Origin of the sequence: Actinomadura sp. 7K534 (genome assembly GCF_004348575.1) — a bacterium.
Taxonomy (GTDB): Bacteria; Actinomycetota; Actinomycetes; order Streptosporangiales; family Streptosporangiaceae; genus Spirillospora; species Spirillospora livida.
Genome location: NZ_SMKB01000234.1, coordinates 1 through 10,987, shown reverse-complemented (window position 1 = coordinate 10,987; position 10,987 = coordinate 1). Strand labels below are relative to the sequence as shown.

Below are 10,987 nucleotides of genomic sequence, written 5' to 3'. Positions count from 1 at the left end.
GGTCGAGGGGGTCGGGGAGGCCGCCGACCTTGTCCATCCCATGGTTCTGGACGGGCATCTCAGGGCGTTGCGCGAGACGATGCTGTCGTTCGTCTCGCTCGCGGACGGGCTGGTGTGGGGAAACGCGGCGTCTGCGCTAGCCGGGAGCCTCAACGTCGGGCCGTCTGGAGGGTTCCGGGACGCGCTCGTGCGGGAGCTGCTCGGGCGTGAACCGCTGGCCGCTGCGGGAGCCTTCGAGGTAAACGGGTTCGTCCGGCGCAACTGCTGCCTCTACCACCGCGTCCCAGGTGGCGGCATGTGCGGGGATTGCGGGCTCCTGTCCCGGAATCTGAGATGAGGGCCCAAGCAGTGAGACGTTTGCAGTAGAGTGCGCCCATGGCTTCCCGCAGCATTCGCCTGGCCGTCATCCCGGGTGACGGCATCGGTCCCGAGGTCGTCGCCGAGGGGCTCAAGGTCCTCGAGGCCGTCGCCCCGTCCAGCGGCCTGGCGTTCGAGCAGACCTCCTACGACCTGGGCGCCGCCCGCTGGCACCGGACGGGCGAGACGCTGCCCGACGCGGTCCTCGACGAGCTGCGCCGGCAGGAGGTCATCCTGCTGGGCGCCGTCGGCGACCCGAGCGTGCCGAGCGGTGTCCTGGAGCGCGGGCTCCTGCTGCGGACCCGGTTCGAGCTGGACCACTACGTCAACCTGCGCCCGGTGAAGCTCTTCCCGGGCGTCACCACGCCGCTGTCGGGCGTGAAGACGGACGACATCGACATGGTCGTCGTCCGGGAGGGCACCGAGGGCCCCTACACCGGTGTCGGCGGCGTGCTGCGCAAGGGGACCCCGCACGAGGTCGCCACGCAGGAGAGCGTGAACACCGCCTTCGGTGTCGAGCGGGTCGTCCGGTACGCGTTCGAGGTGGCCGCGTCCCGGCCGCGGAAGAAGCTGACCCTCGTCCACAAGGACAACGTCCTCACGTTCGCGGGCGACCTCTACCAGCGCGTCCTCAAGCGGGTGGGCGAGGAGTACCCGCAGGTCTCCACCGACTACGTGCACGTGGACGCGGCGACGATGTTCTTCGTGAACCAGCCGCAGCGGTTCGACACGGTCGTCACCGACAACCTGTTCGGCGACATCATCACCGACATCGGGGCCGCGATCGCCGGCGGCATCGGGCTCGCCGCGTCCGGCAACGTGAACCCCGACCGCACCGCCCCGTCGATGTTCGAGCCGGTGCACGGCAGCGCGCCCGACATCGCCGGGCAGGGCAAGGCCGACCCGACCGCCACGATCCTGTCCGTCGCCATGCTGCTCGACCACGTCGGCGCGGCCGACGCGGCCCGCCGCGTCGAGCAGGCCGTGTCCGACGACCTGGCCGAGCGGGCCGGGCTCGGCGCCCGCTCGACCGCCCAGATCGGCGACGCGATCGCCAAGCGAGTAACCGGCTAGGGGCACGCCTCCGCCGGAACCGAGCACTCCGGGCGTGCCACGCGGCGCGCCCGGTTTTTCGTGCGCGCGGCGCAGATGAGGAGTGGGACTAGACGAAGTACGACAATAGGGACTAAGGAAGCCGAAGCGGCAAAGGGGCCGCCCCGGCGATCCGCGAGAGGACGAACCGCGATGAGCAGCACCCTGGACTTCGAGATCACGCGCAACGAGCGCCCGGCGAGCGCCGCCGAACGCGAGCGCGTCCTGGCCGATCCCGGCTTCGGACGGCACTTCACCGACCACATGGTCACCATCCGGTACTCGGCGGACCGGGGCTGGCACGACGCGCGGCTGGACCCCTACGGCCCGATCCCCATGGACCCGGCCAGCCAGGTGTTCCACTACGCGCAGGAGCTCTTCGAGGGCCTGAAGGCGTACAAGCAGCCGGACGGGTCGATCGTCACCTTCCGGCCGTACATGAACGCGGCCCGGATGAACCGCTCGGCCCGCCGGATGGCGATGCCCGAGATCCCCGAGCAGCTGTTCGTGGACGCGATCGAGCTCCTCGTCCGCACCGACAAGGACTGGGTCCCCGACACCGAGGGCCACAGCCTCTACCTGCGGCCGTTCATGTTCGCCACCACCCGCGCGCTCGGCGTCAACAGCCCCGCGGACGAGTTCCTGTTCGCGGTCATCGCGTCCCCGTCCGGGCTGTACTACCCGCGCGGGATCAAGCCCGTCTCGGTGTGGCTGTCGCAGAACTACACCCGCGCGGCGCAGGGCGGCACCGGCGAGGCGAAGTTCGGCGGCAACTACGCGGCCTCGTTCGCCGGGCAGGCCGAGGCCGTCGAGCAGGGCTGCGACCAGGTCGTCTGGCTCGACGCGGTGGAGCACCGCTGGGTCGAGGAGGTCGGCTCGATGAACCTCATGTTCGTCTACGGGTCGGGCGCGCAGGCCCGCATCCTCACCCCCGCGCTCACCGGGACGCTCCTCGCCGGCGTCACCCGCGACTCCATGCTCAAGCTGGCCCCCGACCTCGGCATCCCCGCCGAGGAGGGCAAGATCAGCATCGAGGAGTGGCAGTCCGGCTGCGCGTCCGGCGAGATCACCGAGGTGTTCGGCTGCGGCACCGCCGCGATCATCAGCCCGGTCGGCCGGGTGAAGGGCGCCGACCGCGAGTGGAGGATCGGGGACGGCGAGCCCGGCGAGGTGTCGATGCGGCTCCGCGGCGAACTGGTCGGCATCCAGTACGGCACCCGCCCCGACCCCTACGGCTGGGTCCACAAAATCGTCTGATCCCGGTGTTCGCGCAGCCCCGGCGCCATGCGCGCCGGGGAATCGCCGTCTCAGCATCCGGACACGCGGCACGAGCATCGCGACCCGTGTGGCAGACTGGACGACATCATGCGCCACAGCCTCGTGATTATCGGCTGGCGCGCCGGCAGCAGCTAACTGGACGACGCCGGCGCGCAGACCTCTCACGTCCGTGAGAGGTCTTTTTTGTGCCCTGGCGCTGATCACTCCCTTGGGGGTTCCGACCATGCAAGGCGACGCGTTCCATGTCTACGACACCACCCTGCGCGACGGCGCACAGCAGGAGGGGCTCAACCTCTCCGTGCCCGACAAGCTCGCCATCGCGCGGCACCTGGACGACCTGGGCGTCGGCTTCATCGAGGGCGGCTGGCCCGGCGCCAACCCCAGGGACACCGAGTTCTTCAGGCGTGCTCGGACCGAGCTGGACCTGAAGCACGCGCAGCTCACCGCGTTCGGCGCGACCCGCCGGGCCGGTGTCAAGGCCGCCGACGACCCGCAGGTGGCCGCGCTGCGCGAATCCGGCGCGCCCGTCGTGACCCTGGTCGCCAAGAGTCACGACAGGCACGTCGAGCTGGCCCTCCGCACGACGCTGGCGGAGAACCTCGCGATGATCCGCGACACGGTCTCCCACCTGCGTGCGGAGGGCCAACGGGTCTTCCTGGACGCCGAGCACTTCTTCGACGGCTACAAGGCCAACCGCGCCTACGCGCTGGAGGCGGTCCGCACCGCCGCCGAGGCGGGCGCCGACGTCGTCGCGCTCTGCGACACCAACGGCGGCATGCTGCCGGACGAGCTGGCCGAGGTCGTCCACGACGTCGTGTCCGCCGGCGTCCGCGTCGGGATCCACTGCCACGACGACTCGGGCTGCGCGGTGGCCAACTCCCTCGCCGCCGTCAAGGCCGGCGCGACCCACGTCCAGGGCTGCGCGAACGGGTACGGCGAGCGCAGCGGCAACGCCAACCTGTTCACGGTCGTCGGGAACCTGCAGCTCAAGCGGGGCATGAACCTCGTCACCGACGCGCAGCTGGGCGAGATGACCCGCATCGCGCACGCCGTCTCCGAGGTCACCAACATCGCGCCCGCCTCGCAGCAGCCGTACGTGGGGCTGTCGGCGTTCGCGCACAAGGCCGGGCTGCACGCGTCCGCCGTCAAGGTCGACCCGGACCTGTACCAGCACATCGACCCGGCCGCCGTCGGCAACGACATGCGGATGCTGGTCTCCAGCATGGCCGGGCGGGCGTCGGTCGAGCTGAAGGGCCGCGAGCTGGGCTACGACCTGTCCGGCGAGAAGGCCAAGGCCGTCGTCGACAAGGTCAAGGACCTGGAGAACACCGGCTACACGTTCGAGGCCGCGGACGCCTCCTTCGAGCTGCTGCTGCGCGAAGAGCTGACCGGCGTCCGGCAGCGGCACTTCGAGGTCGAGTCGTGGCGGTCGATCGTGGAGCGCCGGCCCGACGGGTCCATGGTCAGCGAGGCGACCGTCAAGCTGCACGCCAAGGGCGAGCGGATCATCGCGACCGGCGAGGGCAACGGCCCCGTCAACGCCCTCGACAACGCGCTGCGGATCGCGCTCGGCCGCCTCTACCCGGAGCTGGCGCGGCTGGAGCTCGTCGACTACAAGGTCCGCATCCTGGAGGGCGCGCACGGCACCGACGCCCGCACCAGGGTGCTCATCGAGTCCGGCGACGGTGAGCGCGAGTGGGGCACGGTCGGCGTGGAGGACAACGTCATCGCCGCGTCCTGGCAGGCCCTGGAGGAGGCCGTCACCTACTGCCTGCTCCGCGCGGGATACGACGCCGGCTGAGGGAATCAAACGGGCACCGAACGCATTAACGGGACCATGAGCACCGAGATCAGCGACAACGCCGGGCAGAGCCGCTACGAGATCAGGCTGGACGGGGAACTCGCCGGGTTCGTCACGTACCGGAAGCGCGACGGCGGCATCTCCCTCGACCACACCGAGGTCGACCCGGCGTTCAAGGGCAAGGGCGTGGGCGGTTCGCTCGCCCGCGGCGTCCTGGACGACATCAGGGAGAAGAACCTCTCCGTCATCCCGCTGTGCCCGTTCATCAAGGGGTGGATCGACAAGCACCCCGACTACCAGGACCTGGTGGCCGCCTGACCGGCCTCAGACGGCTCTGAGCTGCGACTCTCCGCCTTCGAGCGTGAGCCAGGCCGACAGCGACGTCTCCTTCAGCCGGACGCGCACGCGCGCGTAGCGGCCGGGGTCGACGAACCCCGGGGCGGACGTGATCACGTTCTCGAACACGAAGTCGGAGGCGACGAACGCCAGGTCGGCGCCCGTCTCGGCGACGCGCTTCTTCACCGCGGGCGCGTCCACCATCCGGCGGGCGGTGATGATCGAGATGCCGGAGACGCCCTTCGGGCCGCGCTGCACGGGACCGACGTGCAGCGCGGCCCGCAGCTGCATCCGGGCGGCCTCGGCGGCCCGCCGGTTGTGCCGGCGCAGCGCCGCGGCCAGGTGCGCGAGCATCGGGTCGACGACCGCCTCGGTCGGCGTGGTCGGCGGGACGACGATGAGGGCGCCGTCGCCGCGGTCCTCCTGGTAGAAGTCCGCGAGGGCGAGGCCCGAGGCGGTGAACGCCTCGTCCAGGAGCCGGTACATGGTCTCCAGCACGTCCCTGCGGTCGGCGTCGGTCCGCGCCGGTGAGCTGAACCCGGTGATGTCGGTGATCAGGACCGTGCAGTTGCCCCCCGACCACTCGGGCAGGGCGCCGGCGTCCTGCGCGGGCCGCTCGGTCTGCCGCCGGTAGACCTGCTGCTCCAGGACGCCGCGGACGCGCGGGTTCCCGTCCAGGAAGGCCGCGAAGTCCCTGGCGCCGACACGGAGCGCCTGGACGTCGCCTTCGGCGGTGACCGTGGCGGACCGGTCCTTGACCATCAGCGCGGCCCGCTCGCCGACGAGCTCGCCCGCACCCCGGAACGCGATGATCCGCTGGTCGGGGCCCTCCTCGACCGACACCCGCGTCCAGCCGGCCAGGATCACGATGACCTCGCCCGCGGGCCCGCCCTCGCGGCAGAGCACGTCCTCCTTGCCGTACGTGTGGGGGCGCGCCACGGCGTACAGCGCATGCCGCTCGCCGGGGCTCAGCGCGCCCCAGAACGTCGTCCCGTCATAGGAGCGGTCGGGCAGGGGGAGGCGCTCGGCCACCCGGAGGCGGCCGGCGAGCGAAGGCGGGGGAGCGGGCGGCGGCCCGCTCGTCTCCTGCAGCGACCCGGCCCGCATGTACTGGACGAACGCGTTCGTCATGGTCACCGCGGGAAGCGACAGGAACGTCAGGCCGCCGACGACCATCGCTCCCGGCGAGCCGTCCAGTGCGTATCCGAGCAGGACGGCGAGGAGCGTCACGGGGGTCGTGACCTTCGCGTTCAGCAGGCCGGTGCCGCCGTGGGAGGTCGCCTGCCTCCACAGCCGCGCCGCGGAACGGTCGGTGCTCACGAATCATTCCTTCCCCCGGGAAGGTGCGGCGTAGTGTACGCCGCCCTCCCGGCGTTCGTCGTGTCCCCACTTCTCCCAACCTTGAGGCTACAATGAGAGTCATACGAAGACCATACATTTGATGTATGAAGTCAGGTGACTATGAGCTATCTTGATGGCGACAATCAAGCGAAGACGGGTCAACGGAGGTTTCCGGGGCAAATGACGGGGGAACCACTAACGTGCACCCTGTACCAGGGGCATGGGTTTGCTGACGGAAGGCTGTATCCTCGCCTCACCCGGCGGCGGCCCCGGCGCCTCCGCCGGACCGGCCCCGCCCCCGATTGGAGTACGCGCTCATGACGAACTCTCGAGCAGCCTCCGACAACTCGGGTGGAACCATGGACGCCGACGACCCCCACCGCGCCGAGGCGGTCCCGCAGGGCGAGCGCGTGACGGTCAACCTGACCGGCAAGGCCGTCCAGTCCCTGCAGCGCCTCCAGGAACTGACCGGCTACAACAAGACCGACTGCATCAACCGGGCGCTGATCATCGCCAACGAGGTCGAGAACATGTCCCGCGAACCGGGCGCGGTCTACTGGCGCGAGACCCCCGACAGCGACCTCATGCTCGTCCGCTTCGTGTGAGCTCGGCCCGCCGCATCGCCTGCGGCCGGCGCCGTTCGGTGATCCGGGTGACCGCGCTCGGCGGGCCCGTGCGCAGCGGTTTCTCGAAGAGCGCGCCCGAGGGCGTTCTGTCGCTGGTGGTGCGGATGGCGACGTCCTTGAAGCCCTGGCGGCGGTAGTAGTCGTGGAGTTCGGTGTTGTCGGTCCAGACGTCGATCCGGATCAGCTCGGCCTTCCGCTGCTGCGCGGCTCCTTTGCGGCCGGCCCACTCGATCAGCTCGGCGCCCAGGCCGAGGCCCGTGTAGTCGCGGTGGACGACGAGGCGGTGCAGGTAGACGGCCTCGGTCTCGCGCTCCCGCGCCGTCCAGAGCTCCTCGTGGCCGATCAGCCTGATGCTGACGGTGCCGATCAGGCGCTCCCTGTCGAACAGCAGCCACGTCTCGCGGTTCAGCAGGGCCTCGTAGACGCGTTTCCGGCGGTCGTCGACGCTGGGCCACGGGTTGGCCCACTGCGTCGTGTTCTTCTTCTCTCGCAGCCACTCGGCCGCGTGGTCGATGAGCCCTAGGACGTCATCGAGTTCGTCCGGCCGGGCTGGGCGGATGCGGTAGCCGATTCGGGTGGCCCGGCTGCGTTGGCGGGCCCCTGTCTCTGTGTCCACGTGCTCCTGACTCCGGGAAAAGCCGAGCCCCCGCCTCCCGGCCGGTCATGAGAGTGCCTCGGGCTCCCACACGCGGTCGGGAAGGGGGGCGTATTCGAATGGTTGCGAGACCTCCGCCGCGGTCGGGCGGCGGGGGTCTATCCGCTTCCGGCGTCGTCGGCCGGCGGGGATTCGCGCGGAGCGTGGTCGGAGGGGCCCAGGCCGGGCGTCCGGAGGACGTCGTCCGGGACCTTCCCGTTGTTGTAGTGCAGCCGTGTGCGGTCGGCGGGCCATACCGTCACGGTGAGCCGGAACGCCTTGCCGTCGGGGGAGTACGCCGTCCGGACGGTCTCGAAGACGACGTCGGCCGCGGAGTCGCCGAGGTTGAAGAACCGCTTCTCGTTCTCGTCGGGGATCCGGGCCCTGATCTCGTCGTGGAAGCCGACCTCGCTGTAGCCGAGCGTCTCGCCGAGGTAGGCGACGGCGCCCTCGGGGATGTCGCGGGGGTAGAGCAGCCGGGACGCGCCTTCGGTGGCGAAGCTGAGCGGATAGAACGAGGTCTGCAGGGCCCAGGGGCGCTCGTCGAGGAACAGCTCCTGGTGGCGGGAGACGAACTCCGAACCGGGGTTCGTCTGGAGGTACCGGGCGATGACCTTCGTGCCCTCCTGGACCTCCACCTTCACCGGGGAGACCGTCACCTCGCGGCTCGCGGGGATGAAGGCGTCCCGGTTGTACCACTGGCCCGACCTGTTGCCCGGCGCCAGCCCCAGCTCGGCCGCCGAGAGCGTCACGTGGACGATGTTGGGCCGGTGGACGACGAAGGTCCCCTTGCCCTGCTCGGAGACGACGAAGCCCTGCTGCTGCAGCCAGGACAGCGCGTCCCGGACGGTGTTGCGGGACGCGCCGTAGTAGGACTCCAGCTCCTTCTCGGGCGGGAGGCGGCGCCGCCCGGACGAGCCGTCCCCGGGCGAGAGGTCCCCGGCCTCGATGCGCTGGAGCAGGTCAGTAGCGATGTCGCGCCAGCGGCGAGGCGTCGTACGGGCCATGGGTCCGCTCCCTTCCCGGCCTGCTCACGGTCGTGCCCCCGCCCCCGACGAGGGATGTACATCGAACCGGACTACATGATCTAAACAAGTAGTTCCCGCCCAACGTGTTTGCAACCTCGAAAAAGGGTAACACCTTTGGTGGGACACTTGTTGGTACAAGTCAACCAGCTAAGAACCCGGACAACACTAGCAGTAGGAACTTTCGGATGTAAGCGATATCCCGAACCAGTCGGAGGAGGGTTCAACCATGCTGGTCGCCCTGTGGGTCCTCGTTCCCACCGCACTGTTCCTCGTCTTCGTCCTCAACGTCCTGCTCATGGGCGTGCGCACGAAGAACCTGCGATTCGCCAGCCAGGAGGCCCGGCCCCGGCCGTCGCTCGGCCGCATCGCGCCGCTGGTCAACGTGGTGGTGCCGGTCGGCGAAGCACGGTCGGGCCCCCGCACCACATGATCTCCGGTCGCCGCGGGGCGGGCCGCTGACCTAAGGAGAGTTCGAGGTGGAAGAGAGTCGGACAGAGCCGGCGCCGGGTGCGCCGGGCGTGTGGGAGGAGCCCAGCGAGTGCGCGAACGCGCTGCTGGTGCTGACGCCGGTTTCCGCGCCTCGCGTGCGGGAGCCGTGGGCCGGAGGCGTGCACGTCGTGGTCACCGGGATCGCGGTCCTGGTGATCACGGCCGAGCTGGGACGGCGCGCGGGCGTGCCGGCGCGGCTGGCGGCCGCCTGCTCGGCGGCGGGGTTCGCCGCGGTCCTCGTGCCTCGGCTGGCCTGCGCGGCGCCTCCTCGCCCCCGTGCGCGGCCGCGGCACCGCCAGGCGGTCACCCTGGCGGCGCGCTGATTGCCCCGCGGGGGCGACGCTGATTGCCCCGCGGGGGCGACGGGGCCCCCGCGCACGGCACCGTCCGGTCTCCCCACCCGATGACGAGGGGTAGCGAAGGGAGGAATGGGGTGAAGGGGGCTGTTCGTGCTGCCTTCAGGAAGATTTCTACCCTAGGAAACGGGACATAACGGATCTTTTCCCTCATACTTCTAGGAGACGGAAGAGAGAGGGATGATCCAGTGATCGGCCGTATTCGCCCCCTGCCTCACCCGGACCCCTTCGTCGAAGCCACCCGCGGATACATCACCCGTGTCGGTGACGCGCTTCAGGAACGGGGAACGCCGCTGTCGAAGGTTTGGCTCGACCCCTCGCACCCCCGGGACGCGACCTTCGTCCTCGGGCTCCAGGCCCTCGTGTGGAACGAGTCCGAAGGATTCGTCCTCGGCGAGTACATCTCCGGTGAACCCGGCGTCCGGACGGTCCTGCGCGACCCGGTCCGGCTCGGCGGAGGGGTCCTGCCCGACCCCCGCGCCGTCCCCGCGCTCCTGGAAGGCGGCGTCGCCGCGGGGCCGCCGGCCCCGCTGCGCCCCTTCACCGCGGGCCACGACGGGTTCGAGGACCGGCTCGCCCGCTACTCGTATGGCGAAAATCGGTCGTTCGACTGAACGGGGGTCTTTGCGCCGGTAACGGAATGCTTCCGGAGGAATTTCGCCAAACATGGCGAAAGCGGTGGCGGATTTCGGGCGGAGCGTCCACCATGGGTTCCGCACGGCGCGTGCGAGCCTTCCGCGCGCCGTCATCCACCGACCCGAACCACCGGAGTGATCGCATGCCTGTCCGACGCTGGAGCCCCGAGGATCTCGGGCGTCCGACGGACGGCACGTGGGCGGACGTGGCCTTCGGCCTGGGGGAGATGTACGAGCGCGAAGGCGATCTGAAGCAGGCCGCGGACTGGTACCGGCGCGCCGCCGAGTCCGGCCGCCCCGCCGCCGCGCTGCGGCTCGGCGCCGTCCTCGGGCGCAGGGCGGACGCGGGCGCCGCCGACGACTCGGTCTCGGCCGAGGACCTGCTGGCCGAGGCCACCCGCTGGCTCAGCGGCGCCCAGAACGCCACCACCCCGGACGCCATCGAGCTCATCACCGACACGCTCAACCGGCAGCTGCGCCAGGCGGCCCGCCGCGGCCTGGAGCCGACCCCCGCCGGCTGACCGGTTCGCGGTACCTCTGAACCGAATCGCCGTGCCCGTCGTCGGACTCCATGAGATCGACGAGTGGAGGGTGACGAGTTGAGCGGCGAGGAGCCCGGGTACGTTCCCCCGGACCACAAGACGACCGCCGAGTTCCGCGTCCGCGGCCGGGCCGCCGAATCCGAGACCGCCGCGGCGGGCCCGGAGGCGACCTTCGTCGACCGGCCCGTGGACGACCTCGCCGGCTCCGGAGCGACCCTCCAGGACGTCCCGCAGGACGATCTCGTCGAGGACGATCCCGAGGACGACCTGGACGTGACCTTCCAGGACTCCCTGATCCCCGGCATGGACGACGAGGCGCCCGCGACCCTCACCGACGGCCCGGAGACCTTGGACACCGTCACCGACGGTCCGGAATCCTCGAACACCGTCACCGACGTGCCGCTCCCGTCCGTGCGGTCCGCGCCGGAGGCGGCCGTGTTCGCGATGCCCGCCCCGGCGTACGCGCAGGCCC

Annotated in this window: 14 protein-coding genes; 11 read left to right on the top strand and 3 right to left on the bottom strand. The window is 70.6% G+C overall.

Features of this window, described 5'->3' with window-relative positions; genetic code table 11:
- The 5 genes from E1266_RS30550 to E1266_RS30530 form a co-directional block, all read left to right on the top strand.
- Positions 1-337: (2Fe-2S)-binding protein (locus E1266_RS30550; RefSeq protein ID WP_132052947.1), on the top strand; the 337-nt coding region annotated here is incomplete at its 5' end.
- A 38-nt stretch (positions 338-375) separates the two neighbouring features.
- A complete protein-coding gene (locus E1266_RS30545) occupies positions 376-1,431 on the top strand; it encodes a 3-isopropylmalate dehydrogenase (RefSeq protein ID WP_132052945.1) in 1,056 nt (351 codons plus the stop codon).
- A gap of 171 nt (positions 1,432-1,602) precedes the next feature.
- On the top strand, positions 1,603-2,706 hold the full coding sequence (locus E1266_RS30540; RefSeq protein WP_132052943.1) for a branched-chain amino acid aminotransferase: 1,104 nt from the start codon (positions 1,603-1,605) through the stop codon (positions 2,704-2,706).
- 244 nt (positions 2,707-2,950) lie between these two features.
- Entirely contained in the window at positions 2,951-4,528 is a 1,578-nt protein-coding gene (gene cimA / locus E1266_RS30535; RefSeq protein ID WP_132052941.1) for a citramalate synthase, read from the top strand.
- A 36-nt stretch (positions 4,529-4,564) separates the two neighbouring features.
- Positions 4,565-4,846 carry a GNAT family N-acetyltransferase gene (locus E1266_RS30530; protein WP_132052939.1) on the top strand — a complete coding sequence of 94 codons (282 nt, stop codon included), beginning with the start codon at positions 4,565-4,567 and terminating at the stop codon, positions 4,844-4,846.
- 6 nt (positions 4,847-4,852) lie between these two features.
- Here the strand turns inward: E1266_RS30530 and E1266_RS30525 are convergent, their stop codons facing one another.
- Positions 4,853-6,184, bottom strand: coding sequence for a cyclic nucleotide-binding domain-containing protein (locus E1266_RS30525; protein WP_132052937.1), 1,332 nt, complete (start codon positions 6,182-6,184; stop codon positions 4,853-4,855).
- Positions 6,185-6,522: 338 nt separating this feature from the next.
- Between E1266_RS30525 and E1266_RS30520 the strand changes: the two genes are divergently transcribed.
- Complete coding sequence (locus E1266_RS30520; protein ID WP_165966273.1) at positions 6,523-6,810, top strand: hypothetical protein; 288 nt, start codon at positions 6,523-6,525, stop codon at positions 6,808-6,810.
- Here E1266_RS30520 and E1266_RS30515 read toward each other — a convergent pair.
- Both E1266_RS30515 and E1266_RS30510 read right to left on the bottom strand, forming a co-directional pair.
- A complete protein-coding gene (locus tag E1266_RS30515) occupies positions 6,788-7,447 on the bottom strand; it encodes a GNAT family N-acetyltransferase (protein ID WP_132052933.1) in 660 nt (219 codons plus the stop codon). The two genes, E1266_RS30520 and E1266_RS30515, sit on opposite strands and share 23 nt — an antisense overlap.
- A gap of 137 nt (positions 7,448-7,584) precedes the next feature.
- A complete protein-coding gene (locus E1266_RS30510) occupies positions 7,585-8,472 on the bottom strand; it encodes a GntR family transcriptional regulator (RefSeq protein WP_132052931.1) in 888 nt (295 codons plus the stop codon).
- Between the two features lie 247 nt (positions 8,473-8,719).
- Between E1266_RS30510 and E1266_RS30505 the strand changes: the two genes are divergently transcribed.
- The 5 genes from E1266_RS30505 to E1266_RS30485 form a co-directional block, all read left to right on the top strand.
- The gene (locus tag E1266_RS30505; RefSeq protein WP_132052929.1) at positions 8,720-8,923 is read left to right on the top strand and encodes a hypothetical protein; all 204 of its coding nucleotides are present in this window, start codon (positions 8,720-8,722) and stop codon (positions 8,921-8,923) included.
- A gap of 46 nt (positions 8,924-8,969) precedes the next feature.
- On the top strand, positions 8,970-9,305 hold the full coding sequence (locus tag E1266_RS30500; protein WP_165966272.1) for a hypothetical protein: 336 nt from the start codon (positions 8,970-8,972) through the stop codon (positions 9,303-9,305).
- A gap of 221 nt (positions 9,306-9,526) precedes the next feature.
- Entirely contained in the window at positions 9,527-9,952 is a 426-nt protein-coding gene (locus E1266_RS30495) for a DUF6292 family protein (protein ID WP_132052925.1), read from the top strand.
- A 164-nt stretch (positions 9,953-10,116) separates the two neighbouring features.
- Positions 10,117-10,494 (top strand): SEL1-like repeat protein, encoded by a 378-nt coding sequence (locus tag E1266_RS30490; protein ID WP_132052923.1) that lies wholly within the window; start codon positions 10,117-10,119, stop codon positions 10,492-10,494.
- A 63-nt stretch (positions 10,495-10,557) separates the two neighbouring features.
- Positions 10,558-10,987: hypothetical protein (locus tag E1266_RS30485; protein WP_207946005.1), on the top strand; the 430-nt coding region annotated here is incomplete at its 3' end.